Annotated in this window: 27 protein-coding genes; 16 read left to right on the forward strand and 11 right to left on the reverse strand. The window is 73.2% G+C overall.

Going from position 1 to position 24,276, the window contains the following annotated elements; translation table 11 throughout:
- Window positions 1–24: 24 nt before the first annotated feature.
- Window positions 25–1,065 carry a GNAT family N-acetyltransferase gene (locus AB0G59_RS00960; RefSeq protein ID WP_360906667.1) on the reverse strand — a complete coding sequence of 347 codons (1,041 nt, stop codon included), beginning with the start codon at window positions 1,063–1,065 and terminating at the stop codon, window positions 25–27.
- A 114-nt stretch (window positions 1,066–1,179) separates the two neighbouring features.
- Here AB0G59_RS00960 and fdxA point away from each other — a divergent pair, with 114 nt between their 5' ends.
- Both fdxA and dapC read left to right on the forward strand, forming a co-directional pair.
- Window positions 1,180–1,509, forward strand: coding sequence for a ferredoxin (gene fdxA, locus AB0G59_RS00965; RefSeq protein ID WP_071964347.1), 330 nt, complete (start codon window positions 1,180–1,182; stop codon window positions 1,507–1,509).
- 96 nt (window positions 1,510–1,605) lie between these two features.
- On the forward strand, window positions 1,606–2,703 hold the full coding sequence (dapC, locus tag AB0G59_RS00970) for a succinyldiaminopimelate transaminase (RefSeq protein ID WP_360906669.1): 1,098 nt from the start codon (window positions 1,606–1,608) through the stop codon (window positions 2,701–2,703).
- Between the two features lie 79 nt (window positions 2,704–2,782).
- Here dapC and AB0G59_RS00975 read toward each other — a convergent pair whose 3' ends face one another.
- Both AB0G59_RS00975 and AB0G59_RS00980 read right to left on the reverse strand, forming a co-directional pair.
- Window positions 2,783–3,184, reverse strand: a complete 402-nt coding sequence (locus AB0G59_RS00975; protein ID WP_360906671.1) for an ATP-binding protein — start codon at window positions 3,182–3,184, stop codon at window positions 2,783–2,785.
- A gap of 289 nt (window positions 3,185–3,473) precedes the next feature.
- Window positions 3,474–4,397, reverse strand: a complete 924-nt coding sequence (locus AB0G59_RS00980) for a hypothetical protein (RefSeq protein WP_360906673.1) — start codon at window positions 4,395–4,397, stop codon at window positions 3,474–3,476.
- A 73-nt stretch (window positions 4,398–4,470) separates the two neighbouring features.
- On the opposite strand from AB0G59_RS00980, the gene dapE reads away from it, so the two are divergent.
- Both dapE and AB0G59_RS00990 read left to right on the forward strand, forming a co-directional pair.
- A complete protein-coding gene (dapE, locus tag AB0G59_RS00985) occupies window positions 4,471–5,550 on the forward strand; it encodes a succinyl-diaminopimelate desuccinylase (RefSeq protein ID WP_360906675.1) in 1,080 nt (359 codons plus the stop codon).
- A gap of 93 nt (window positions 5,551–5,643) precedes the next feature.
- Window positions 5,644–6,393 (forward strand): TIGR00730 family Rossman fold protein, encoded by a 750-nt coding sequence (locus AB0G59_RS00990; protein WP_071964342.1) that lies wholly within the window; start codon window positions 5,644–5,646, stop codon window positions 6,391–6,393.
- Between the two features lie 61 nt (window positions 6,394–6,454).
- Here AB0G59_RS00990 and folP read toward each other — a convergent pair whose 3' ends face one another.
- Complete coding sequence (gene folP / locus AB0G59_RS00995; protein ID WP_071964341.1) at window positions 6,455–7,315, reverse strand: dihydropteroate synthase; 861 nt, start codon at window positions 7,313–7,315, stop codon at window positions 6,455–6,457.
- 106 nt (window positions 7,316–7,421) lie between these two features.
- On the opposite strand from folP, the gene AB0G59_RS01000 reads away from it, so the two are divergent.
- Window positions 7,422–7,871, forward strand: coding sequence for a cell division protein DivIVA (locus AB0G59_RS01000; protein WP_360906677.1), 450 nt, complete (start codon window positions 7,422–7,424; stop codon window positions 7,869–7,871).
- Window positions 7,868–8,464 (forward strand): DNA-3-methyladenine glycosylase I, encoded by a 597-nt coding sequence (locus tag AB0G59_RS01005; protein WP_360906679.1) that lies wholly within the window; start codon window positions 7,868–7,870, stop codon window positions 8,462–8,464. Before AB0G59_RS01000 ends, AB0G59_RS01005 begins: the two co-directional genes overlap by 4 nt.
- Before the next feature lie 53 nt (window positions 8,465–8,517).
- Here the strand turns inward: AB0G59_RS01005 and AB0G59_RS01010 are convergent, their stop codons facing one another.
- Window positions 8,518–9,318, reverse strand: a complete 801-nt coding sequence (locus AB0G59_RS01010; protein ID WP_071964384.1) for an enoyl-CoA hydratase-related protein — start codon at window positions 9,316–9,318, stop codon at window positions 8,518–8,520.
- Between the two features lie 309 nt (window positions 9,319–9,627).
- Between AB0G59_RS01010 and AB0G59_RS01015 the strand changes: the two genes are divergently transcribed.
- Window positions 9,628–9,795, forward strand: coding sequence for a DUF3117 domain-containing protein (locus AB0G59_RS01015; protein ID WP_003985072.1), 168 nt, complete (start codon window positions 9,628–9,630; stop codon window positions 9,793–9,795).
- Between the two features lie 101 nt (window positions 9,796–9,896).
- Here the strand turns inward: AB0G59_RS01015 and AB0G59_RS01020 are convergent, their stop codons facing one another.
- Window positions 9,897–10,565 (reverse strand): class I SAM-dependent methyltransferase, encoded by a 669-nt coding sequence (locus AB0G59_RS01020; protein ID WP_071964338.1) that lies wholly within the window; start codon window positions 10,563–10,565, stop codon window positions 9,897–9,899.
- Between the two features lie 176 nt (window positions 10,566–10,741).
- Here AB0G59_RS01020 and sigE point away from each other — a divergent pair, with 176 nt between their 5' ends.
- From sigE to AB0G59_RS01045, 5 genes are all read left to right on the forward strand, one after another.
- The gene (sigE, locus tag AB0G59_RS01025) at window positions 10,742–11,518 is read left to right on the forward strand and encodes an RNA polymerase sigma factor SigE (protein ID WP_079274063.1); all 777 of its coding nucleotides are present in this window, start codon (window positions 10,742–10,744) and stop codon (window positions 11,516–11,518) included.
- Window positions 11,515–12,285, forward strand: coding sequence for a zf-HC2 domain-containing protein (locus tag AB0G59_RS01030; RefSeq protein WP_360906682.1), 771 nt, complete (start codon window positions 11,515–11,517; stop codon window positions 12,283–12,285). The genes sigE and AB0G59_RS01030 overlap by 4 nt, the downstream gene beginning before the upstream one ends.
- 104 nt (window positions 12,286–12,389) lie before the next feature.
- On the forward strand, window positions 12,390–14,258 hold the full coding sequence (locus tag AB0G59_RS01035; protein WP_360906684.1) for a trypsin-like peptidase domain-containing protein: 1,869 nt from the start codon (window positions 12,390–12,392) through the stop codon (window positions 14,256–14,258).
- Between the two features lie 106 nt (window positions 14,259–14,364).
- Entirely contained in the window at window positions 14,365–14,808 is a 444-nt protein-coding gene (locus AB0G59_RS01040; RefSeq protein ID WP_360906686.1) for a sec-independent translocase, read from the forward strand.
- A 115-nt stretch (window positions 14,809–14,923) separates the two neighbouring features.
- Window positions 14,924–15,619, forward strand: coding sequence for a hypothetical protein (locus tag AB0G59_RS01045; RefSeq protein ID WP_071964333.1), 696 nt, complete (start codon window positions 14,924–14,926; stop codon window positions 15,617–15,619).
- A 92-nt stretch (window positions 15,620–15,711) separates the two neighbouring features.
- Here the strand turns inward: AB0G59_RS01045 and AB0G59_RS01050 are convergent, their stop codons facing one another.
- Genes AB0G59_RS01050 through AB0G59_RS01060 form a run of 3 tightly spaced genes read right to left on the reverse strand, consistent with a single transcriptional unit; the run spans window position 15,712 to window position 18,771 of the window.
- Complete coding sequence (locus tag AB0G59_RS01050; protein ID WP_360906688.1) at window positions 15,712–16,869, reverse strand: Mrp/NBP35 family ATP-binding protein; 1,158 nt, start codon at window positions 16,867–16,869, stop codon at window positions 15,712–15,714.
- A gap of 44 nt (window positions 16,870–16,913) precedes the next feature.
- Window positions 16,914–17,486 carry a DUF1003 domain-containing protein gene (locus AB0G59_RS01055; protein WP_360906690.1) on the reverse strand — a complete coding sequence of 191 codons (573 nt, stop codon included), beginning with the start codon at window positions 17,484–17,486 and terminating at the stop codon, window positions 16,914–16,916.
- Window positions 17,476–18,771: a CBS domain-containing protein gene (locus tag AB0G59_RS01060; RefSeq protein WP_071964329.1), complete on the reverse strand. Its 1,296-nt coding sequence runs from the start codon at window positions 18,769–18,771 to the stop codon at window positions 17,476–17,478. The genes AB0G59_RS01055 and AB0G59_RS01060 overlap by 11 nt, the downstream gene beginning before the upstream one ends.
- A gap of 181 nt (window positions 18,772–18,952) precedes the next feature.
- On the opposite strand from AB0G59_RS01060, the gene AB0G59_RS01065 reads away from it, so the two are divergent.
- A complete protein-coding gene (locus AB0G59_RS01065; protein WP_071964328.1) occupies window positions 18,953–19,723 on the forward strand; it encodes a hypothetical protein in 771 nt (256 codons plus the stop codon).
- Between the two features lie 19 nt (window positions 19,724–19,742).
- On the opposite strand, the gene AB0G59_RS01070 is transcribed toward AB0G59_RS01065, so the two are convergent.
- Window positions 19,743–20,249: a hypothetical protein gene (locus AB0G59_RS01070; RefSeq protein WP_360906692.1), complete on the reverse strand. Its 507-nt coding sequence runs from the start codon at window positions 20,247–20,249 to the stop codon at window positions 19,743–19,745.
- A gap of 110 nt (window positions 20,250–20,359) precedes the next feature.
- Here AB0G59_RS01070 and AB0G59_RS01075 point away from each other — a divergent pair, with 110 nt between their 5' ends.
- Window positions 20,360–21,283: a DMT family transporter gene (locus tag AB0G59_RS01075; protein WP_360907536.1), complete on the forward strand. Its 924-nt coding sequence runs from the start codon at window positions 20,360–20,362 to the stop codon at window positions 21,281–21,283.
- Window positions 21,284–21,294: 11 nt separating this feature from the next.
- On the opposite strand, the gene corA is transcribed toward AB0G59_RS01075, so the two are convergent.
- Window positions 21,295–22,404, reverse strand: coding sequence for a magnesium/cobalt transporter CorA (gene corA, locus AB0G59_RS01080; RefSeq protein WP_071964325.1), 1,110 nt, complete (start codon window positions 22,402–22,404; stop codon window positions 21,295–21,297).
- Between the two features lie 488 nt (window positions 22,405–22,892).
- On the opposite strand from corA, the gene AB0G59_RS01085 reads away from it, so the two are divergent.
- Window positions 22,893–23,489, forward strand: a complete 597-nt coding sequence (locus tag AB0G59_RS01085; protein ID WP_360906694.1) for a suppressor of fused domain protein — start codon at window positions 22,893–22,895, stop codon at window positions 23,487–23,489.
- A 110-nt stretch (window positions 23,490–23,599) separates the two neighbouring features.
- Window positions 23,600–24,241 (forward strand): DUF6758 family protein, encoded by a 642-nt coding sequence (locus AB0G59_RS01090; RefSeq protein WP_071964323.1) that lies wholly within the window; start codon window positions 23,600–23,602, stop codon window positions 24,239–24,241.
- The last annotated feature ends 35 nt before the right edge of the window (window positions 24,242–24,276 follow it).

Consider the following 24,276-nt stretch of genomic DNA (forward strand, 5'->3'; position numbering starts at 1 on the left):
TCCATGGTGCGGCCGCGTCCGCGGCTACCGCAGCGGCTCGCGGCGGTAGTGGTAGGCGTGGTGCGTGGTGAAGCCCAGCTCGTCGTAGAGCCCGGCGGCCGCGTCGTTATCGGTCTCCACCTGCAGATATGCCGCCGAGGCGCCCTCGCTCAGCGCCTGCCGGGCCAGGGCGGCCATCACCTGGGTGCCCAGCCCCTGCCGTCGTCTGCCGGGGCTCACGTCCAGTGCGGCGAAGCCCGCCCACCGGCCGTCGATCACACAGCGGGCTATGGCCGCCGGCCGGTCCCCGGCGTCCGGTGCCGTCCCGCCGGGCTCCTCCGAGGCGGCTGCCTGCGGCACGGTCGCGAACCAGACCGAGGGGCCCCCGGTCAGTACGGCCAGCGCGTCCGCAGGGTCGGCGCCCGTGCGCCCGTACGCCGCCAGCCACGCCTCGTCCGGCTCGCGGGAGAGCACCACCGGGGCCTCGTCCGCGTACCGGTCGGCGATCGGCGCCAGGGCCGCTGTGCGCATCAGGGCATGGCGCTCGGCCGTCCAGCCGCGCCCCGCCAGCTCCGCGTCGAGCCGCTCGTCCGCCGCCGGGTTCCCCGTGGTGATCTGTACACGGGCGGGCAGCCCGCGCGCGGCGTACCAGTCGGTCACCCGCTCCAGCGCCGTGTCCAGCGGCAGCCCGCAATCGTCCAGGGGCAGGACCGAGTTGGCCCGGGCGGTGAAGCCGCCCGCCGCCCGCAGCGTCCAGCCGCCCAGCCGCTCGGTCTCCCGCGCGGGCCAGCCGCGGGCCGCGATCTCCTGGAGCTCGCGACGGGTCGCGGCGGGGCCGCGCCGCCGGGCGGGCTCCGCCGGAATGACCTTGCCGGCGACGAGCGCGCCCTCCTCGATCTCGACGATCTCACCGCTGCGGCGTGTGATCCGCAGCACACCGCCTGTCCAGGAAGTGAGCACCCCGACGGCGTCGGTGAAACGCTCCGGGGAACTCCCGGAGTCGTTCAGGCGCCGTACGGAGACCCTTTTTCCCACATCTGCCGCGGTGATCCGCACCGCGAGCCTTCCGCCCGTGGTGAATTCCACAGCTCTGCCCGCCCCTCTTGTTCGTCATGTGCCCGGGGAGGGAGATACTAGGTGTGGGCATCGACGACGCCGCGCTCCCGCGCGAGATGAGCCCTACCGAGGAGGAACGACAGCGTGACCTACGTCATCGCGCAGCCTTGTGTCGACGTGAAGGACAAGGCGTGCATCGAGGAGTGCCCCGTCGACTGCATCTACGAGGGCTCCCGGTCCTTGTACATCCACCCGGACGAATGCGTTGACTGTGGTGCCTGTGAGCCGGTCTGCCCGGTCGAGGCGATCTTCTACGAGGACGACACTCCGGAAGAGTGGAAGGACTACTACAAGGCGAACGTCGAGTTCTTCGACGAGCTCGGTTCGCCCGGTGGAGCCTCCAAGCTCGGCCTGATCGAGCGGGACCACCCCTTCATCGCCGAGCTGCCCGAGGGCATCAACGCCGAGCACTGACCTGCGGCAGCAACCGCGGCCCCGTACGGCCACCGCCGTGCGGGGCCGCGGCGCATTCCCCACCCCACTGACGCAAGAGAGCGAGCAGCGAACACCGTGAGCGCAGTCTCTTCCCGCCTCCCCGTCTTCCCCTGGGACCGGCTCGAGCCCTACAAGGCCACCGCGGCCGCCCACCCCGACGGCATCGTCGACCTCTCGGTGGGCACCCCCGTCGACCCGGTGCCGGCCGTCGTCCAGCGGGCGCTGGCGGACGCCGCCGACAGCCCCGGCTATCCCACGGTGTGGGGCACGGCCGCGCTGCGGGACGCGCTCACCGGCTGGGCGGAGCGTCGCCTGGGTGCCCGGGGCATGTCGCACGCCAACGTGCTGCCGATCGTCGGCTCCAAGGAGCTGGTGGCCTGGCTGCCGACCCAGCTGGGCCTCGGCGCCGGCGACAAGGTCGCCTACCCGCGGCTGGCCTACCCCACGTACGAGGTGGGCGCGCGGCTCGCGGGCGCGGAGCCGGTCGTCTACGACGACCCGACCGAGCTGGATCCCGCCGGCCTCAAGCTGCTGTGGCTGAACTCGCCGTCCAACCCGACGGGCCGGGTGCTGTCCAAGGAGGAGCTGCGCCGCGCGGTCGCCTGGGCCCGCGAGCACGGCGTGCTGGTCTTCAGCGACGAGTGCTACCTGGAGCTGGGCTGGGAGGCCGACCCGGTCTCGGTCCTGCACCCGGACGTCTGCGGCGGCTCGTACGAGGGCATCGTCGCCGTCCACTCGCTCTCCAAGCGCTCCAACCTGGCCGGCTACCGCGCCGCCTTCCTCGCCGGTGACGCCGCCGTCCTCGGCGAGCTGCTGCAGATCCGCAAGCACGGCGGAATGATGGTCGCCGCCCCCGTCCAGGCCGCCACCGTCGCGGCCCTGGGCGACACGGCCCACGTCAGCGAGCAGCGGGCCCGCTACGCCGCCCGCCGGGCCGCGCTGCGCGCCGCCTTCGAGGGGGCCGGCTTCCGGATCGAGCACAGCGAGGCGTCGCTGTACCTGTGGGCCACGCGTGACGAACCGTGCTGGGACACGGTCGGCGAGCTGTCCAAGCGCGGCATCCTCGTCGCCCCGGGCGACTTCTACGGCCCGGCCGGTGGGCGTTTCGTCCGGATCGCCTTCACCGCGACGGACGAGCGTGTCGAGGCCGCGGTCCGGCGTCTGGCCGAGTAGCGTCTACGTCCGTACCTACGCGAACAGGGGGCCCGGGACGGTAAGTCCCGGGCCCCCTGTGGGTGCTCCATGGCGTGGTTCAGCCGAGGGGCAGACCCTTGGTCGGCAGAGCCTGGGTGGGCAGGCCGCTCTTGGTGACGCCCTGCGCGGTGTTGCCCGCGGCCTGGCCGAGGCCGCCCGCGACCTGGCCCGCGGCCTTCTGCGCGGCCGGGACCTGCTCCTTGCTGGCCTTGCCCACCGTGCTGGTGGCCGTGCTGACGGCCTTGCCGCCGACGCCCGTCGCCGTGCTCCCGGCCTGCTGGGAGGTCGAGTCGATGTTGTTGCCCAGGTTGGCGCTGTCCACCGCGCTCAGCCCGCCGAGGTCGGGGGCCTTGACCAGGTCCGCGGCGCTCGCAGAGCCGGCCGCCGCACCGACGATGGGAGCAGCCGCTGCGACGAGCAGGGCGGCCCGGGCGATGCGACGCGTGAGGGGGAGGGACATGTTGCTCCTTTGACGGAGTGAGAGGTCGGTTGCTGTCCGGCGAGCGGACGCTGTGACTACCGCGTGAGCCCCTCGAAGGTTGCGGTGAACCAAGGTAAAGAGTGAGTAATGCGTCGCATTATCGGCTCCGTTGAAACCACGGCAAACCGGGCAGGTTGTCAATCAATCCGGAAGGCTTAAAAGCCTTTAGTCACAAGGCTGTCGAGGGTGAGTCGAGAACGCGTGCGGATGACGGGCAAGGCGACAACTCCCGTATACGGAACGTACTCCGGGGGAGGGGCCTCTCGTACTACTGAGCGGTCGTGATTCTTACCGCTGCCGGGCCGCTCCCGGCCGCTTCGTCCTCCGATTCGCGCCAGCCGGCCGCCGAATTCTTCGCCGTCCACACCCGGTCGCCGAAGGAAACGCGCTCCACGCGCAGTTCGGCCGCGTGCGCCACCGCCCAGGACGCCAGCTCCCAGCCGCGCCGCCCCGGCCCGTCCTGCGCGGACGCCGCAACGGGCTGCACCGGCACGGTCAGCGTGCGGCCGCCACCGGAGCCGCCCGCGCCGGCCGGCCCGGCGGCCACCTTCGGCAGCACCCCCGGCCCGAACTCCCGCGTCAGCTTGGACCGCAGCGCCGACATGTCACCGGGCCTGCCGTCGCCGGGGCTGCGCGTGCAGCTGAAGGCGGCCTCCACGCGGCCCGTGAGCGCCGAGGACAGCAGCGACGCGTTCGGCTCGTGCTTGGCGTACGCCTGCGGGAAACCGCTGCGCTGCACCCGCTGCGCGGCCACCGTCAGCGGCAGCCGCGAATAGCCCCGCACCTCCACCAGGTGGTCGTAGAACTTCCCGGCCGCGTACACCGGGTCCGTGATCTGCCCGGCCGTGCCCCAGCCCTGGGTCGGCCGCTGCTGGAACAGACCCAGCGAATCGCGGTCGCCGTGGTGGATGTTGCGCAGCCCCGACTCCTGCATCGCCGTCGCCAGCGCGATCGTCACCGCCCGCTCCGGCAGCCCGCGCGAGGACCCCACCGCCGAGATCGTCGCCGCGTTCACGGCCTGCTCGGGAGAGAGGGAGTACGACTCCCCGTCGGCCCGCACCGTGCAGCGCGGCGCCCCCGTCCCGCCCGTCACCTGCAGGGCGATCACGTAGCCGATCAGCGCCAGCAGTACGGCGCAGGCGGTCACGGTACGCAGCAGTCGGCCACGGCGGGTGACGGTGATCCGGGACATGCGGGCCACGTTACTTGAGAGTGCGCTCCCCGGCGGCCCTGGACCTTACCGGCGGTCGCGTTAGGCTCGCGGCATGGATCACGCCGCACTGGACCTGTCCCTCGACGCCGTTGCCCTCACCGCCCAGCTCGTCGACTTCCGCTCCGAGAGCGGCGACGAGAAGGCCCTCGCCGACGCCATCGAGCACCGGCTGCGCGCCCTTCCGCACCTGAGCGTCGACCGGCACGGCAACAACGTCGTCGCCCGCACCAACCTCGGCCGCGCCGAGCGGGTCGTCCTGGCCGGCCACATCGACACCGTCCCGATCGCGGACAACGTCCCCTCGCGGCTGGACGACAACGGCGTGCTGTGGGGCTGCGGCACCAGCGACATGAAGTCCGGCGTCGCCGTGCAGCTGCGCATCGCCGCGACCGTCCCCGAGCCCAACCGCGACCTGACGTTCGTCTTCTACGACAACGAAGAGGTCGCCGCCCACCTCAACGGCCTCGGGCACGTCGCCGCGGCCCACCCGGACTGGCTGGAGGGCGACTTCGCCATCCTGCTGGAGCCCTCCGAGGGCGAGGTCGAGGGCGGCTGCCAGGGCACCCTGCGGGTGCTGCTGCGCACGGCGGGGGAGCGGGCCCACTCCGCGCGCGGCTGGATGGGGTCCAACGCCATCCACGCCGCCGCCCCGATCCTCGCCCGCCTCGCCGCGTACGAGCCGCGCCGCCCGGTCGTCGACGGGCTCGAGTACCACGAGGGCCTCAACGCCGTGGGCATCTCCGGCGGCGTCGCGACCAACGTCATCCCGGACGAGTGCACCGTGACGGTGAACTTCCGCTACGCCCCCGACCGCACCGAGGAGGAGGCCCTCGCGCACGTCCGCGAGGTCTTCGACGGCTGCGGCGTCACGGAGTTCGTCGTCGACGACCACGCGGGCGGCGCGCGTCCCGGCCTCACCCACCCGGCCGCCGCGGCCTTCATGGAGGCCGTCGGCGGCACGGCGCGGCCCAAGTTCGGCTGGACGGACGTCGCGCGCTTCAGCGCGCTGGGCGTCCCCGCGGTCAACTACGGGCCGGGCGACCCGCTGTACGCGCACAAGCGGGACGAGCACGTGGTCACCGAGAAGATCACGCACTGCGAGGAGCGGCTGCGCGCCTGGCTGACCGGCTGACGGCCGGTGGCCGCGGTGGTCGCGGGCCTACGCTGAGGCGCAACGAATCCGACGATCTGCGGTTCCGACGATCCGCAGCGGAGGGAGCACGGTATGGGCAATCCCGAGACGCCGCGCGTGCGGCGGGAGCAGCGGCGGGGGCCGGTCGTGCGCCGGCTGGGCCAGATGCAGGCGGGTACCACCGACCAGCATCTGCTCGACACCAGAGGAACGGCCGACTGGGTGCACGAGGACCCGTTCCGGGTCATGCGCATCCAGTCCGAGTTCGTCGAGGGCTTCGGGGCGCTCGCCGAACTGCCACCGGCCATCAGCGTGTTCGGCTCGGCCCGTACGAAGCCGGGCACGCCGGAGTACGAGTCCGGGGTGGCCATCGGACGCGGCCTGGTCGAGGCGGGCTTCGCCGTGATCACCGGCGGCGGGCCCGGTGCGATGGAGGCCGCGAACAGGGGCGCCATGGAGGCGGGCGGGGTGTCCGTGGGCCTGGGCATCGAGCTGCCCTTCGAGCAGGGGCTCAACCCGTATGTGAACCTCGGCGTCGACTTCCGCTACTTCTTCGTGCGCAAGACGATGTTCGTGAAGTACGCGAGCGGGTTCGTGGTGCTGCCGGGCGGCCTGGGCACGCTGGACGAGCTGTTCGAGGCGCTCACCCTCGTCCAGACGAAGAAGGTCACCCGCTTCCCGATCGTCCTGTTCGGCACCGCCTACTGGCAGGGCCTGCTCGACTGGCTCAGGGGCACCCTCGTCGCCGAGGGCAAGGCGGGCCTGGCGGACCTGCAGCTGTTCCACGTCACGGACGACGTGGAGGAGGCGATCGGCGTCGTCACCAAGGAAGCGGGCACCTGACCCGCCCCCCGATCCCGGCGAGCCCCCGGCGGCCCACCGCCGGGGGCCGACGGCCCACCGCTCAGGCGAGCCCCCGGCGGGCGACCGCCGGGGGGCGGTGGCCGGCGATGGAGGCGACCATGTCCAGGACCTGCTTGGTTTCCGCCACTTCGTGGACGCGGTAGACCTGGGCGCCCAGCCAGGCGGAGACGGCCGTCGTCGCCAGCGTGCCCAGCACCCGCTCCTTGACCGGCTTGTCGAGCGTCTCGCCGACGAAGTCCTTGTTCGACAGCGAGACGAGCACGGGCCAGCCCGTGGCGGCCATCTCGTCCAGCCGGCGGGTGGCCTCGAGCGAGTGGCGGGTGTTCTTCCCGAAGTCGTGGCCCGGGTCGATCATGATGCCGTCGCGGCGCACGCCCAGCTCCACGGCCCGCTCGGCCAGGCCGAGCGTCACGCGCAGGACGTCCGCCATCACGTCGTCGTACGCGATCCGGTGCGGCCGCGTGCGCGGTTCGACGCCGCCCGCGTGCGTGCACACCAGGCCGGCGCCGTAGCGTGCCGCCACCTCGGCCAGCTTGGGGTCCACACCGCCCCACGCGTCGTTCAGCACGTCGGCCCCCGCCTCGCAGACGGCCTCGCCGACGTCGTGGCGCCAGGTGTCGACGCTGATGACCACGTCGGGGTGGCGGCGCCGCACCTCCGCCACGAAGCCGACCGTGCGGCGGGCCTCCTCCTCGGCGGTGACCTCCGCGCCGGGGCCCGCCTTGACCCCGCCGATGTCGATGATGGCCGCGCCCTCGGCGACCGCCTGCTCCACCCGGGCCAGCGCGGGCTCGTCGCTGAACGTCGCTCCCTGGTCGTAGAAGGAGTCGGGCGTCCGGTTCACGATCGCCATGATCACCGGCTCGTGAGCGTCGAACTCGCGTCGTCCCAGCCGCAGCATCTTCCGTACTCCCTCTCCGTGGTCCGCCAGCGACCTTAACTGTCAGTGCGGCATGGCACGATCAGGGTGGACGGATTGGCTGACGGAGGACGACGGGGAGACGGCCGTGTTCTGGTTCTTGCTCATCGCGCTGGTCGTGGTGGTCGCCGCGGTCACGCTCGCCGTCGCCGGGGGCGGTGGCGACACCGCCGGCGGCGTGCTGCCCGAGCCCGCCCAGGACCGCATGGCCTGGCCCCTGCCGCTGGGCCGGCCGGTGGGCCGGGCCGACGTGGAGGCGCTGCGCCTGCCGATGGTGCTGCGCGGCTACCGCATGACGGACACCGACGACGTCCTGGACCGGCTCGGCGCCGAGCTGGCCGAGCGGGACGCCCGCATCGCCGAGCTCGAGGCCGCGCTCGCCGGCGCCCAGGCCGCCGCGATAGGGGGCCGGCACGGCCTCGCCGGCGGCGCGGCCCGGGACGCCCGGCAGGACGCGGAGCCCGGCCGGCCGGCGGAGGGGGCCGAAGGGCCCGATGGGGGCTCCGAGGGCCCTGACGAGGGGGAGAAGACGTCATGACCGACGGCGGAGTGGTCCTCGGCCCGGACGGGCTGTCGCGCTGCCCCTGGGGCCTGGAGGCGGAGTCCCGGGCGGACTACCGCGCCTATCACGACACGGAGTGGGGCCGCCCGGTGCACGGCGACGACGCCCTGTTCGAGCGGATATGCCTGGAGGCCTTCCAGTCGGGGCTCTCCTGGCTGACGATCCTGCGCCGCCGCGAGGGGTTCCGCGCCGCCTTCGCGGGCTTCTCCATCGCCAAGGTCGCGGCGTTCACGGACGCCGACGCGGAGCGGCTGCTGGCCGACCCGGGCATCATCCGCAACCGCGCGAAGATCGCGGCGACGATGGCCAACGCCCAGGCCGCGTCCCGGCTGGGGCCCGGCGAGCTCGACGAGCTCGTCTGGTCGTACGCGCCGGACGCGGCGGGCCGCCCCGTGCCGCGGACGTTCGCGGACGTGCCGGCGGTGACGCCCGAGTCCACGGCCCTGGCCAAGGACCTCAAGAAGCGGGGCTTCCGTTTCGTGGGGCCGACGACGGCGTACGCGCTGATGCAGGCGTGCGGGCTGGTGAACGACCACCTGGCCGGGTGCCACGCACGGGATACGGCCTGAGCCGTCCGGCCGCCGGGCGGGCCGCACGGGCCCGCCCGCCGTCCGGGCAGGGGTCAGCGACCGACGAAGCGGGGCTTCTCCTTGGCGAGGAAGGCCGCCACCGCGATGCCGTGGTCCTCGGAGGCGCCGGCCCGTTCCTGCAGCTCGTCCTCCTTGACCAGCGAGTCGGCCAGTGAGTGCTCCGCCCCGTACGCGAGGGACTCCTTGATCGCCGCATAGGCCCCGGTCGGGCCGGCGGCGAGCCGGCGGGCCACGGCCTCGGCCGTGGCGGCCAGCTCCGCCGCGGGGACGACCTGGTTGGCGATGCCCAGCTCGTACGCCTCCTGGGCGCTCACATTGCGCGGGAAGAGCAGCAGGTCCGCGGCGCGACCGTGGCCGATGAGGCGGGGCAGGGTCCAGGAGACGCCCGAGTCGGCGGTGAGGGCGACCCCGGCGAAGGAGGTGTTGAAGGCGGCCGAGTCGGCGACCACGCGGTAGTCGGCGGCGAAGGCGAAGCCCGCGCCCGCGCCGGCCGCGACGCCGTTGACCCCGGCGACGACCGGCTTGGGCATCCGGGTGATCGCGGTGACGATGGGGTTGTAGTGATCCTTGACCGTGTCCATGGTCGTCCGGGTGCCGTGCTCGCGGTCGGCCGCCAGCGAGGTCACGTGTTCCTTGAGGTCCTGCCCGACGCAGAACGCGCGCCCGGTGGCGGTCAGCAGCACGGCCCGTACGGCCGCGTCCCCGCCCGCCCGGACCAGGGCGTCGCGGAGGGCGACCTTGGTCTCCGTGTCCAGCGCGTTCATGGCGTCGGGGCGGTTCAGCGTGATCGTCGCGAGCCCGTCGCCCACCTCGTACAGCACGGTGTCGGCCATGGTGCGGTCCCTCCCTGGGTCGGCTGTGGTCAGCGCCAGCATGCCGGAGATCATCGGGGGCCGATATGTGACCTGCGTCAAACAATCGAGTGCCGCTATGTCCCTGAGGGCGACGCAGGAACGGAGTGTGATCCCCGAATTGAGTGGTTTTGCGGCAGCGCGTTGCCGAAGGGATGCGGACCGATGTTGGTCATTGGGTCGCGCGATGCGGGATAATGACCTGGAAGCAATGTGTTCGATGCCGGTGACGCGTGCCCTTCCATAGGGCCGTCGGCTGACGATGAGCTGGTTTCAGGAAGGGGAACGAGCATGGCGGCCATGAAGCCGCGGACGGGCGATGGCCCGCTCGAGGTGACCAAGGAGGGGCGGGGCATCGTCATGCGGGTTCCGCTCGAGGGCGGCGGTCGTCTCGTCGTCGAGCTGACCCCGGACGAGGCCAAGGCTCTCGGCGAGGCCCTGGAGAAGGTCACTGTCTGAGGCGCAGACCCACGACTCCCGCACCGCCCCGGCTGCCGGTCCCACCGGCCACCGGGGCGGCGGCGTATCCAGGGGCCACCCGGCGGTCTGACGGGCCCCGCTCAGGCGCCGCGCCGCACCGCGCACAGCAGCCCGTCGCCGACGGGCAGCAGGGACGGCACCAGCGCCGTGGACTCCCGCACGGCCCGCAGCAATTCGCGCAGCCGCTGCACCTCGGCGGGCGGCAGGGCCGAGTCGACCGTGCGGCCGTCCGCGAAGACGCCCTCGAAACAGACCAGCCCACCGGGGCGCAGCAGGCGCAACGATTCGGCTAGGTAGTCGAGGCACTCCAGCCGGTCACCGTCGCAGAAGACCAGGTCGTACCCGCCGTCGGCGAGGCGCGGCAGCACCTCCAGCGCCCGGCCGGGGATGAAGCGCGCCCGGTTGCCGGCGAAGCCGGCGGCGCGGAACGCCTGCCGGGCGAACTGCTGGCACTCCGGGTCGCTGTCCACGGTCGTGAGCACGCCGTCCGGGCGCATGCCGTGCAGGAGGTGGATGCCGGAGACCCCGGTGCCCGTGCCGATCTCGGCGACGGCCTTGGCGTCCGCAGCGGCGGCGAGCAGGCGCAGCGCCGCGCCGGTGCCGTTCGACACCGAGCGGAGCCCTGCCTCGTAGGCCCGGTCCCGGGCCCAGCGCAGCGCCTCGTCCTCGGCGACGAACACATCGGCGAACGCCCAGCTCGTCTGCTGGTTGCCGGTAATGGCCCTCTCCTGTCCCCGTAGTCCACGCAACCGTGACTGTATCCGCTGCCCACGGGAACCCGCAGATGGGACCGGGCGTTGAGGAGAGCGGAGGGCCGGGGAAACGGCGGGAACCGCGGACGCCGGCCGGGCGTCACGGATCACGGCAGAGCAAGACCAAAAAGCGGGTCAAAAATGCTTATCCGGAGCTAACGGGCGAGGTGGATATGGTAGGGGCTCCACTGGACACCACCAGAGCCGACAGGGGAGGTGCGGCTGCGGGTGGCGACCGCCGGGGCGTGCTCAGGCGCTTCCGCAGGTCCGCTCCCGAGCCGAAATCCGTGACCTACACCGCTGACCGTTCCCACTCCGCAGACTCCGCAACCACCGCGACTTTCGCCACCGATGCGGACACGCAGGCGTGGACACCTCCCACCTGGGAGGAGATCGTCAGCACGCACAGCGCACGGGTCTACCGCCTCGCCTACCGCCTCACGGGCAACCAGCACGACGCCGAGGACCTGACGCAGGAGGTCTTCGTCCGCGTCTTCCGCTCGCTGTCCACGTACACCCCGGGCACGTTCGAGGGGTGGCTGCACCGCATCACCACCAACCTCTTCCTGGACATGGTCCGGCGCCGCCAGCGCATCCGCTTCGACGCGCTGGGCGAGGACGCCGCCGAGCGGCTCCCCAGCCGCGAGCCGTCCCCCCAGCAGCACTTCAACGACACGCACTTCGACGCCGACGTCCAGCAGGCGCTGGACACCCTCGCACCGGAGTTCCGCGCCGCGGTCGTCCTGTGCGACATCGAGGGGCTCTCCTACGAGGAGATCGCCGCGACGCTGGGCGTCAAGCTCGGCACCGTGCGCAGCCGTATCCACCGCGGCCGCTCCCACCTGCGCAAGGCGCTCCAGCACCGCTCGCCCGCCGCCCGGGCCGAGCAGCGCGCGGTGGCGGGTGTGGCTCCCGGCTTTCGGATGGGTGGGGAGGTAGGGATCGCGTGAGCGGTTCAGGCGGTCAGTCCCCCGCCGAGCACCATCTCGGCGACCGCCTCGCGGCCCTGGTCGACGGGGAGTTGGGACACGATTCGCGGGAGCGGGTGCTGGCGCACCTCGCCACCTGCTGGACATGCAAAGCCGAAGCCGACGCGCAGCGCCGGCTCAAGAGCGTCTTCGCGGAGGCCGCGCCTCCACCGCTCTCCGATTCCCTGCTCGCCCGGCTGCAGGGCCTGCCGGGCGAACGGCTCGGGGGCGAGGACCGGAGCGGCGGCGGTGACGGCCCGGGCGACGGAAGAGGTGGCTCCGTCGGCCGCATGGAGGCGTTCGCCCTGATCCCGGTGGCTCCGCTGCCCCGTGAGCGCGGCTTCCGCATCCACGAGGTCGAGCCGCGCGGTGGCACGCGCGGGCGCCGGTTCGCGTTCGCGGCCGCCGGAGCCGTTTCGCTGGCCGCGTTCGCGCTGGTCGGCGCCCAGCCGCTGGAGACGGCCGTGGAGGCGCCCCGGGCCCGCGGGGGTGGCCCGAGCGCCGCCACGACCTCGCTCGCGATGTCGCCGGGCGAGGTCCGCCAGGAGCGCGACCTCAGCCGTACGCGGCCCGCCGCGAAGGAGCTGCCCGCGCCCCTGACGGCCGCCCCGGCCGCCGCCGGCGTCTCACTGCTGCGCCCCTCCGGCGCTGCTGTGCTGCCGCCGCTGGTCCTCACCTCCCACACCCATCCCGCACCGTCCGTCGCTCAGCCCCAGGCACTACCGGAGCGGACGGCCGCCGCCCGCTGATTGCGGCCCACTCCCCCCTCCGCACCCACCGGGGGACCTGGTGTAATCGTCGGTGGGGCGCGGGTGCCACCGGCATGCGCGCCCTCGGACGAACGGGGAGAGCAATGGACGAGGGGAAGGCACGGGTGTCCGGGCCCAAGCCGCAGTGGTGGAGCCGTCGGCGCCGCAATCCCGACGACTGGCCCCTGCAGGCCCCGTCGGCCCCGCCCGTTTCCGCGCCTGGCGCGGAGGCGGAGGCCGGTCTTTCCGCTCCCGGTACGGAGCCGGTCGCCGACCTGCCCGCTCCCGGCGCGCAGTCGCCCGCTGGCCCCGAGAGCGTGGCCGTCGCTGACGCCGAGGCGTCCGCCGGGCCTGCCGTCCCCGGGAGCATGGCCGAATCCGTCCCGGCGCCCGCCGCGCATCCGGCACCCGAGGACGCGCCCCGACCCGCCCCCACCGCGCACCCCGCGCCCGAGCACGGCGGGCCTCCCGGCCCCCTGCACGCGCCCGATCCGTATGGCACCCCGCCCTATGGGCGGCCCGGGCCCTGGGCGCCCGCGCCGCCCGTGCAGCGCCCCGTGGTGACGCCGCCGCACGGCACGCACCTGCCGCCCGCGTACCCACAGGCCGAGCCCCCGGCGTACCCGTATGCCGGTCCCGCCCCGGCGCACGGCGCCGCCGGGCCTGTCCCCGCCCACGCCCCCGCCGGGCCGACTCCGCCGTACGGCACCGCCGCCGGATCCACTCCCGCCCACGCCCCCGCCGGTCCCACCCCGCCCCCCGGCACGGCCGTGCCCACCGCCGGGCCCGCCCCCGCCACGCAGGGGCCGTGGCAGTACGACCCGTGGGCGGCGTCCGCGGCGCGCGGGGCGCGGGAGAAGGCGGCGGTGGGGTCGCTGACGCGGGGCAGGGTGCTGGCGGGGGCCGTGGCCGTGGCGTTGGTCGCCGGCGGGGTCGGGGCCGGGATCGGGGTCTATCTGGAGCGGGACGGCGGAGGGTCCCGGGTGACGCTGCCGCAGGCGGCGCCCGGCAAGGGCGACCGCGCGCCCGGCAGTATCGCGGGCATCGCCGCCCGCGCCCTGCCCGGCGTCGTGACGATCCACGTGCGTGGCGGCGGCGAGGGCGGCACGGGCACCGGCTTCGTGCTGGACGACAAGGGCCACATCCTCACCAACAACCACGTCGTGCAGCCCGCCGGCTCCGACGGCTCCATATCCGTGACGTTCAACGGCGGCCAGACCGCCAAGGCCACCCTCGTGGGCCGGGACGGCGGCTACGACCTGGCCGTCATCAAGGTCTCCGGGGTCTCCGGCCTCACCCCGCTGCCGCTGGGCAACTCCGACTCGGTCCGCGTCGGCGACTCCGTCGTCGCCATCGGCGCGCCCTTCGACCTGGCGGGCACGGTCACCACCGGCATCATCAGCGCCAAGGAGCGGCCGATCACCGCGGGCGGCAAGAAGCAGGACGGCAGCGACATCAGCTACGTCGACGCCCTGCAGACCGACGCCCCGATCAACCCGGGCAACTCCGGCGGCCCCCTCATGGACTCCTCGGCCCGCGTCATCGGCATCAACAGCGCCATCCGCTCCGTCGGCGAGTCCGCGGCCGGCGGCCAGGGCGGCAGCATCGGCCTGGGCTTCGCCATCCCGGTCAACCAGGCCAAGCGGGTCGCCGAGGAGCTGATCAACACCGGCCGGGCCACCCACCCGGTCATCGGCGTCTCGCTCGACATGGGCTACGCGGGCGACGGCGCGCGGGTGAACACCGACAGCGCCAGGACCCAGGCAGTCAACCGCGGCGGGCCCGCCGACAAGGCGGGCATCCAGCCCAAGGACGTCATCAGGAAGGTGGACGGGGTGCCCGTCCACAGCGGCCAGGAGCTCATCGTCAAGATCCGTAGCCACCGTCCCGGTGACACGCTCACCCTCACGGTCGAGCGCGACGGCGGGGAACGCACCGTACGGCTGACCCTGGGATCGGCGAGCACCCGGTGAGCCTTCGCCGGGCGTTGGCCGAGGCGTCTCCCGCGGTACCCGCCGGGCCAGGTACCGTGATAGACGGCCCGATCCCGGCCGCCGACGCCCCAAGGAGCTGTGCAACGTGCTCGACATAGGACCCCTCGAGCTGGTCGCGCTCGTCGTCCTCGCCGTGCTCATCTTCGGCCCCGACAAGCTGCCGAAGATGATCCAGGATGTGTCGCGCACACTGCGCAAGATCCGGCAGTTCTCCGAGAACGCCAAGGAGGACATCCGCTCCGAGCTGGGCCCCGAGTTCAAGGACTTCGAGTTCGAGGACCTCAACCCCAAGACCTTCGTCCGCAAGCACGTGCTGGAGAAGGACGAGCTGGGGCTGAAGGACATCCGCAACGGCTTCGACTTCAAGTCCGAGATGGCCGAGGTCACCGACGCGGTGCACGGCCGCAACGCCGACCCGGCGGCGCCCGCGCCGTCGCCGGCCGCCGGGTCCGGTACGCCCGACCTGCTGAAAAAGCGCGAGAACCCGCAGTCCGGCGGTCATCCGCCGTTCGACGCCGACGCCACCTGAGCCCGCGTATGCGGGGCCCCATTGACGGGGGTGGCTATCCTCCCTTTGTTTGGGGTGTGTCGCCCGCGGGGCGGACGCGCCCAGAACAAAGGGGCTACGAGGAGGCGCCGCGCAGATGGAGACGACGAGTCGGGTAGGGGCGCAGGGGGTCGGTACGTCCGACGAGACCGCCGTGGACGAGCAGGGAGTGCCACAGGGCGGCCCCGGCACCCGGCGCTCGGTCGACGGCTACCTCCTGGCGTCGTTCCCCTGGTACGGCCTCGACGAGGCCTACACCGGGCCGCGCTGGCTGATGCAGGTCGGCGCCGCGGCCGACGGCACCGTGGAGCACGGTGCCACGGGCCACGGCGCGGAGCCCTCGCTGCGGATGGGCCGGATCGAGCACGACACGGGCACACAGCGCTTCGCGGTCGTGGTGACCGTGGCCAGCCGCCCGGTGCGGCGCAGCGCGGACGGTACGGGCGTGCTGGAGGCCACCTCGGTCTCCTCGGCGGCCTGGCTCGCCGGCTCGGGGCTGCTGGCCTGCACGTGGCCCGCCCAGATGGAGCGCGCCCTGCGCCAGGACTGGCTGGACCAGCAGACGGCCCTCGCCTGGGAGCTGGCGGACCAGCTGGACGAGGCGCCCTGGTCGACGCTGTCGCTGCCGGTGGACGGCGTGCCGACCGACTTCCGCTACCGCGAGTCCGAGTACGGCTGGGTCCTGGCCGGCTCGGCCGAGGGCGGCGTCCACGTGGGCGCGTACGGCCGGGGCATGAGCGCGTACGGCATGGGCTTCTCGGTGATCAAGGACATCACGACGTACGAGCACTGAGCCACGCCTGCGCCCAGCAGACGAACGGTACGAACGGTAAGGGGCGGCCTCCGTGGAGGCCGCCCCTTACCGTTCGTCTACCGTTCTACCGCTCAGAACTTGTTGCGTGGGGTGATGCCCAGCGACATGCCGGACAGGCCGCGCTGGCGGCCGCCGAGCTTGCCGGCGATGGCCCGCAGCGCGCTGCCGGCCGGGGACTCCGGGTCGGTCAGGACGACGGGCCTGCCCTCGTCGCCGCCCTCGCGCAGGCGGACGTCGATGGGGATCGAGCCCAGCACCGGGACGGTCGCACCCGTGGTCCGCGTCAGGCCGTCGGCGACCCTCTGGCCACCGCCCGTGCCGAAGACATCGACCATCTCGTCGCAGTGCGGGCACGGCAGCCCGGACATGTTCTCCACGACGCCGACGATCTTCTGGTGGGTCTGCACGGCGATCGAACCGGCCCGCTCGGCGACCTCGGCGGCGGCCTGCTGAGGGGTCGTCACCACCAGGATCTCGGCGTTCGGCACCAGCTGGGCCACGGAGATGGCGATGTCGCCGGTGCCCGGGGGCAGGTCCAGCAGCAGCACGTCCAGGTCGCCCCAGTAGACGTCCGCGAGGAACTGCTGCAGCGCGCGGTGGAGCATCGGGCCGCGCCAGACCACGGGGGCGTTGCCCGGGGTGAACATCCCGATGGAGATGACCTTCACGCCATTGGCCGAGGGCGGCATGATCATGTTCTCGACCTGGGTGGGACGGCCTTCCGCGCCCAGCATGCGGGGCACCGAGTGGCCGTAGATGTCGGCGTCGACGACACCGACCTTCAGGCCGTCGGCCGCCATGGCCGCCGCCAGGTTGACCGTCACCGACGACTTGCCGACGCCGCCCTTGCCGGAGGCGACGGCGTAGACGCGCGTCAGCGAGCCCGGCTTGGCGAAGGGCACCTCGCGCTCGGCCTGGCCACCGCGCAGCGAGGCCGCCAGCTCGCGCCGCTGCTCGTCGCTCATCACGTCGAGCTCGACGGTGACGCCCGTGACGCCCTCGACGCCGGAGACCGCCTCGCTCACCCGGCTGATGATCGTCTCCCGCATGGGGCAGCCGGAGACCGTCAGGTAGACCGCCACCGCGACCGAACCGTCCGCCGCGATCTCCACCGATTTGACCATCCCGAGGTCGGTGATGGGTCGCTGGATCTCGGGGTCGTTCACCGTCGCGAGCGCGGTGCGGACCGCGTCCTCGCTCGGGGACGTTCCGTTCGTGTCGGTAGCCATAGGGACGATGGTACGGCGCGTGAGGGGGCCTCCGGAAAGGCCCGTCAACGGTCGCGTTCCTCACTCTCCTCCGGGAATACCCGGTGCTGTTCCAGCTCCTTGACCATGTCCTGGAACTCCGAGCGGATCCAGTCCCTGGTGGCCACCTCGCCCAGGCCCATGCGCAGTGCCGCGATCTCCCGCGTCAGGTACTCGGTGTCCGCGATGGAGCGCTCGTTCTGCTTGCGGTCCTGTTCGAGGTTGACCCGGTCGCGGTCGTCCTGCCGGTTCTGCGCCAGCAGGATCAGCGGCGCCGCGTACGAGGCCTGCAGCGACAGCATCAGGGTCAGGAAGATGAACGGATAGTTGTCGAAGCGCAGGTGCCCGGGGACGGTGGTGTTCCACACCACCCACAGGATGATGACGACCGTCATCCAGACGATGAACCGCCCGGTGCCCAGGAACCGCGCGATCCGCTCCGAGGTCCGCCCGAACGCCTCCGGGTCGTACTCCGGCAGCCAGCCGCGCCGCCGCACCAGGGGCAGGTCCAGCCGCACCCGGGGCGGGTGCGGCCGTTCGTGCGCCGCCCGGTCGGCCGCCCGCTCCCGCTCGCCGCGGTCGGTGCGCTCAGCGCCCATCGGCCACCTCCGGCAGATCGCTCATGCCGAGGGCGCCCTGGAGGAGCTCGGTCTCGCGCCAGTCGTCGGGCAGCAGGTGGTCCAGCACGTCGTCGACGGTCACCGCGCCGAGCAGCGAGCCGCTGTCGTCCACGACGGGCGCGGCGACCATGTTGTACGTGGCCAGGTAGCTGGTGACGGCCGGCAGCGGGGTGTCCGGCGGCAGCGGGCGCAGATCGGTGTCGGTGAGCGAGCCGACGAGCGTGAAGGGCGGATCCCGCAGCAGCCGCTGGAAGTGGACGGTGCCCAGGTACTTCCCGGTGGGGGTCTCGTCCGGCGGCCGGCAGACGTAGACCTGCGCGGCGAGTGCGGGGGACAGGTCGGGGTTGCGGACCCGGGCGAGGGCGTCGGCGACGGTCGCGTCCGGGCGCAGCACGATCGGCTCGGTGGTCATCAGGCCGCCGGCCGTCCGCTCCTCGTAGGCCAGGAGCCGGCGCACGTCCGCCGCGTCGTCCGGCTGCATGAGGGTCAGCAGCCGCTCCTTCTCCTCCTCGGGCAGCTCGGAGAGGAGGTCGGCCGCGTCGTCGGGGTCCATGGCCTCCAGGACGTCGGCGGCGCGCTCCTCCTTGAGCTTGCCGAGGATCTCGATCTGGTCGTCCTCCGGCAGCTCCTCCAGGACGTCCGCGAGCCGGTCGTCGTCGAGGGCGGCCGCGACCTCGGAGCGCCGCTTGGGGGAGAGGTGGTGCAGGACGTTGGCGAGGTCGGCGGGGCGCAGCCGCTCGAAGGTCGCCAGGAGGTTCTCGGCGCCCTGGCCGTGCTCCTCCAGGGAGAAGCCGCTGACCGCCGACCACTCGACGGTCAGCGTCTCGCCCTTGCGGCGCAGGGCGCCGCCCTTGCCCCGGCGGACGAAGACCTTGTCGATCTCCCAGTCGCGGCGGGCCGGCAGCTGGGTGATCGACACGTCGAGGACGGTGACGTCCTCGTCGGTGCCGGCGAGCCGGACCCGGCGGTCGAGCAGCTCGCCGAGGACCAGCGTCTCCGTCGGCCGCTGTTCGAAGCGCCGCATGTTGACCACGCCGGTGGTGATCACCTGGCCCGACTCCACGCCGGTGACCCGGGTCATGGGGATGAAGACTCGGCGGCGGCTGACGACCTCCACCACCAGCCCCAGGACGCGCGGCGGCCGGCCGCCGACGCGGAGCATCGCCACGACGTCGCGCAGCCGGCCCACCTGGTCGCCGTTGGGGTCGAACACGGCCACGCCCGCGAGGTGCGACACGAACACCCGGTGGGCGCCTGCTGCCATCGCCGCGCACCTCCTCACGTCCCGGGTGTCCGATTCAGGCTAACGTGACCGGCTTCGCCGGGCGCGGGAGAGACGGCCGTACGGACTCTTGGCACGACCTGTACGGACTCCCGGCTTCCGCTCCGGGGCGGCACAGGTACGCTGCCGCCGTATCCCACCGGTAACAGGAGGCAAGAGCGAGGTGCGAACCCGGAACGCGGCTCTCGTGGGGGCACTGTGCGTCGGCCTGTCCGCGGCGCTCACGGCCTGCGGCGGTGGCGAGGACCCCGACGCGGGGACCAACGGCGTGGGCAAGCTCGAGGCCACCGCCATCCAGGACAAGGCCCGCGCCGCCGCGCGGGGCGCGGAGACCGTCCACCTGTCCGGAAACGTCGTCAGCCAGGGACGTACGTACCGCCTCGACATGCGGCTGAAGAAGAACGGCGGCACGGGGCGGGTCTCCTCCTCCAACGCCAGCGCCTTCGAGCTGCTGCGGGTGGGCGACGCCCTGTACCTCAAGGCCCCGGCCGGCTTCTGGTCCCGGGGGGCCACGCCGTCGCCGTCGGCCAAGGCCGCGCCCACGGCCAAGGCGGACGCCGCGGCGGCCGCGGGCAAGCTCGACGACAAGTACGTCAAGGTGCCCGCCGACGACCCCTCGTACCAGCAGCTCAAGGGCTTCACGGACAAGGACGTCCTGCTCGACGGGCTCATCGGCCTGCACGGCACGCTCGCCCGCGGCGACCACGGCACGGTCGGCGGCGTCCGCACCATCCGCGTCACCGGCGCGAAGGGCGGCGGCGGCACGCTGGACGTCTCCCTCGTCGGCACGCCCTACCCCCTGCGCGTGCAGCGCGCCGGGGGAGCGGGCCAGCTGGAGCTGGACGGCTGGGGCAAGGACTTCGCCCTCGCCGTCCCGACGAAGGAGCAGACCGTGGACTACGGCAAGCAGCTCCACATCCCCAGCGGGGGCTGACCCCGGCCGAGGCGGTGCGTCAGCGGCCCTTGCGGCCGCGGCGCAGGAGCTTGGGGAGGGCCGCCGGCATCGGGAGGCGGGTCGTCGCCGGCGTGGGCAGGGGCACCGCCGTCAGGGAGCCCGACGGGAGGTCCACCGTGGCGCCGGAGGGCGCGAGGCGCAGCACGCGGCACTCCTGCGCCCAGCGTTCCTCGAGGCGCTCCGCGTCCGGCGCGTTCAGGCGCTTGCCCTTGAGCTCGGCCACGGCGGCCGTCCAGGCCTCGCCGCGGGGCGGGAGCTCGCTGACGGTCGCGGTCCAGGTCACCAGCCGGCCGCCCTTGTCCTTGCTGCGGACGGTGACGGTGGCCGAGCCGCCGTCGGTGAGGGCGAGGGCGTCCACGGGCTGCTCGCCGGGTCCGCCGACGATGTGGGCGGCGCCGTCGTGCCAGACGTGCCACAGCGCACGGCTCGGCCCGGTCGGGCCCTGCACCCAGATGAGACCGGACTTCTTCGTGGCCTCTTCGATCAGCGCCTGCGTCATCGTCATGGGCTTACCTTAAGCGTCCGCTCCGCCTCACCCAGCGGCATGCCTGGGCCTAGGCTAGGGGCGTGAGTGCCGCCCGTACGCGCCGTGAGGCGATACCGACCGCCCCCGCCGTGCCGGCCCCCGAGGCAGCCTCGGCGCCCCCTGCCGTCCGCACCGAGCTCCTCCTGCTGGGGACCGCCGTGGCAGCGGTCTCCCTGTCGGCACCGCTCATCGCCGCCACCGCCGCCCCCGCCCTGGCCATCGCCTTCTGGCGCAACGCCATGGCCGTCGGCGCGCTCACCCCGCTCGCCCTGTGGCGCCACCGCGCCGAGCTGCGCGGCATCGGGCGCCGGGCGGCGCTGCTGGCGGTCGCCGCGGGCGCGCTGCTGGCGCTGCACTTCGGCGTCTGGCTGCCGAGCCTGCACATGACCTCGGTGGCCTCCTCGACCGCACTGGTCACCACCACACCCATTTGGACCACCCTGCTGCTGCGGCTGCGCGGCCACCGTCCGCCGACGCTGGTCTGGGCGGGCACCGGGCTCGCCTTCCTGGGCGTGGTGATCCTCACGGGCGTCGACCTGTCCCTGTCCCCCCGCGCCCTCGCCGGGGACGCCCTCGCCCTCGCGGGCGGCATGGCGGCGGCCGGGTACGTCCTGCTGGGGGCGGAGGTCAGGCGGACGGTGAGCACCATCGCGTACTCCTACGTCTGCTACGCGACCACCACCGTGCTGCTCCTGGCGACCTGCCTGGTGTCGGGCACCTCGCTCGGCGGCTACAGCGGGGAGACCTGGCTGAAGCTGGCCGTGCTCACGCTCACCGCGCAGCTGCTGGGCCACTCGCTGATCAACCGGGTGGTCAAGGGCCTCGGCCCCTCCGTCACCTCCACCGCGATCCTGCTGGAGACGCCGGGCGCGGCGCTGATCGCGGCGCTCTGGCTGGGCCAGCTGCCGCCGGCCGCGGCGTACCCCGCACTCGCCGTGATCATGGCGGGCCTGGTCCTGGTGATCATGGGGGACCGGAGGCGGCCGCCCGTCCCCCCGGAGACCGGGGTCTGAAAGCCCCCGCGCTAGAGCCAGCCGTTGCGCTTGAAGCCGCGGTGGATCGTCACACAGATGGCGACCGTGACGGCCATGACCGCCGGATAGCCGTACTTCCAGTGCAGCTCCGGCATGTGGTCGAAGTTCATGCCGTAGATCCCGGCGATCATCGTCGGGACGGCGAAGATGGCCGCCCAAGAGGTGATCTTGCGCATGTCCTCGTTCTGGGCGACGGACGCCTGCGCGAGGTTGGCCTGGAGGATGGAGTTGAGCAGGTCGTCGAAGGAGACCACCTGCTCGTGCACGCGCGCGAGGTGGTCGGCGACGTCGCGGAAGTACTTCTGGATGTCCGGCTCGATCAGCCGCATCGGCCGCTCGCTCAGTAGCTGCATCGGCCGCATCAGAGGGGTGACCGCCCGCTTGAACTCCAGGACCTCGCGCTTGAGCTGGTAGATGCGGCCCGCGTCGCCGCCGCGCCGGCTGCCCTTGCCGGGGTCGGAGAAGACGTCGATCTCCACCTCGTCGATGTCGTCCTGCACGGCGTCGGCCACGGCTATGTAGCCGTCGACCACCTGGTCGGCGATGGCGTGCAGGACGGCCGAGGGGCCCTTGGCGAGCAGCTGGGGGTCGTCCTGGAGCCGGTGGCGCAGCGCCCGCAGCGAGCCCTGGCCGCCGTGCCGGACGGTGATGATGAAGTCCGCGCCGGTGAAGCACATCACCTCGCCGGTCTCCACCACCTCGCTGGTGGCGGTGAGTTCGGCGTGCTCGACGTAGTGGATCGTCTTGAAGACGGTGAAGAGCGTGTCGTCGTACCGCTCGAGCTTGGGCCGCTGGTGGGCGTGGACCGCGTCCTCCACCGCCAGCGGGTGCAGCCCGAACTCCCGCGCGATCCCGGAGAACTCGTGCTCCGCGGGCTCGTGCAGCCCGATCCACGCGAAGCCGCCCTCGGCGCGCACCCGGCGCATGGCCTCGGCCGGGCTGACGTGGTCGCTCACCCGCTTGCCGTCGCGGTAGACGGCGCAGTCCACGACGGCGCTGCTGGCGGACGGGTCACGGGTGGCGTCGTAGCCGCCGCCCTGGACGGGCACCCGACGCAGGGCGGGGCGGACCGCTGCACGCAGGTCACGGATCATCGACATGGCTGGCTCCTTCACGGGCCGGCCGTCAGCCGGTGACGCGGGGCGCAACGCTTCCTGAAACGTAGACGTGGTGGCCCGGGGGGCCGGCGTGCTGGTACGTCCGCAAATCGGGCGGCGCTTCGCGCGGTGCGTACAACTGACGGCAGTTCGCGGAGAACTTCGCAGAGAACACGGAACAAAGCGAGAGGCAGGCGCTCTTCCGCCAAGTGCTGCGGGCGAGGAAGGACTTCCGGGACGACGCCGGCGGGAAGGCCGGGCTCGGAAGGCTTCAGATCACAGGGTGACGCGCGTCCGGAGCGGGAAGACGGGAGAACTGTCGGTACTGCACGGTCGACTAGGATCCACCGCAGCCCCACCTCCTCCGGCCGGTCCCCGCTGAGGGACGAACGTAACGCCTTGACCAGAGGTCGAGGCAAGCCAAGGCTAGCAGGAGCGCGGCGCGTCAAGGCCCCCCTTTGCCCGTTCGATACGCGTTCTATGCTCACTGCATGTCAGACGTTCTCGCACTCGTCGAGGCCCGGCTGGTGATGGCTCTCGGCGAGCCGGACGCCCGCGCAGCGGTGACCTTCCTGGGCACGGACCGCATCGAAGTCCTGCGCTTCCCTGCCGAGGACGACGGCGGGGACGTCGTCCGCTACGCCACGCTCGGCATGTCCGCCCAGCCGATGACCGACCCCACCGCCGCCGTCGCCGACCCCCTGCGCGGCCCGCGCGCCGAGCTGCTGCTGTCGGTGCGCGCCGGCCGCGCCGACACCGACAAGGTGCTCCGCCCGCTGGCCGTGCTCGCCGCGTCCCCGCAGGTGGAGGGCCTGATCGTGGCGCCCGGCGCCTCCCTCGACACCGGTGAGCCGCTGTGGCCGGGCGCGCCCTTCACCTCCGTGCTCGTCGCGGAGTCCGGCGGCCTCGTCGAGGACCTGGAGCTCGATGAGCCCATGGACCCCGTCCGCTTCCTTCCCCTGCTGCCGATGACGCCCAACGAGGCCGCGTGGAAGCGGGTGCAGGGCGCGGCCGCGCTGCAGGAGCGCTGGCTGCAGCACGGCACGGACCTGCGCGACCCGCTGCGGTCCGGCGTGCCGCTGGGCTGAATCCCTTGTGCGGCCCAGGGAGGCGGAAGGCCGGAACGGTGTGACGGCATCGACTCCGGACGGGTGATCGTCCTTGACGGGAGGGCGGCCTGGTAGGACCGTTGGAGGCTATGAGGGGCGAACCCAGTTGCCCGAAGTGCGGTGGCCGGGTGCGAGCGCCCGGTCTCTTCGCCGACTCCTGGCAGTGCGGCGTGCACGGCACCGTGCACCCTCTGCAGCCGGTCGTCCCGCCCAGTGTCGAAGCGCTGGCCGTCGTGGTCCGCCGGGCCCGGGTGCCGGTCTGGATGCCCTGGCCGCTGCCCGTCGGCTGGCTCTTCACCGGCGTGGTCTGCGCCGGCGACGACCGCAGCGGCGGGCGCGCCACCGCCGTCGCCTGCTCGGGGCCGAGCCCGCTCGGCGGCCCCGGTGAGCTGCTGCTCGTCGCGGAGGAGCTCGGCGTCGGCCTCGGCGCGCGCTACGCCGGCGTCGACGGCCCCGACCCCGGTTCCCACCTGCGCATGGACCGCTCCCCGCACGCCAAGGTGCACGCCGCCGGCCGCCCGACGCCCCTGTGGCACGTGGACAACGCGCCCGGCGACCGGGCCGTCTTCGCGGGCGAGGCCCGGGGGCTGTGGCTTTGGGCGATCGTCTGGCCGGAGCGGTCGGGGCTGCTGATGTACGACGAGCTGGTGCTCACCGACCTGCGCGACGCCGGCGCCGAAGTGGATCTGTTGCCCTGTGGGGCGCTGTCGCCGCGGATTCTGTCGCCCTGAGCAGTGTTTGCGGGGCGGGTGCGGCCCGGTGGTCC

The sequence above is a fragment of the Streptomyces sp. NPDC021096 genome, from assembly GCF_040641275.1.
Taxonomy (GTDB): domain Bacteria; phylum Actinomycetota; class Actinomycetes; order Streptomycetales; family Streptomycetaceae; genus Streptomyces.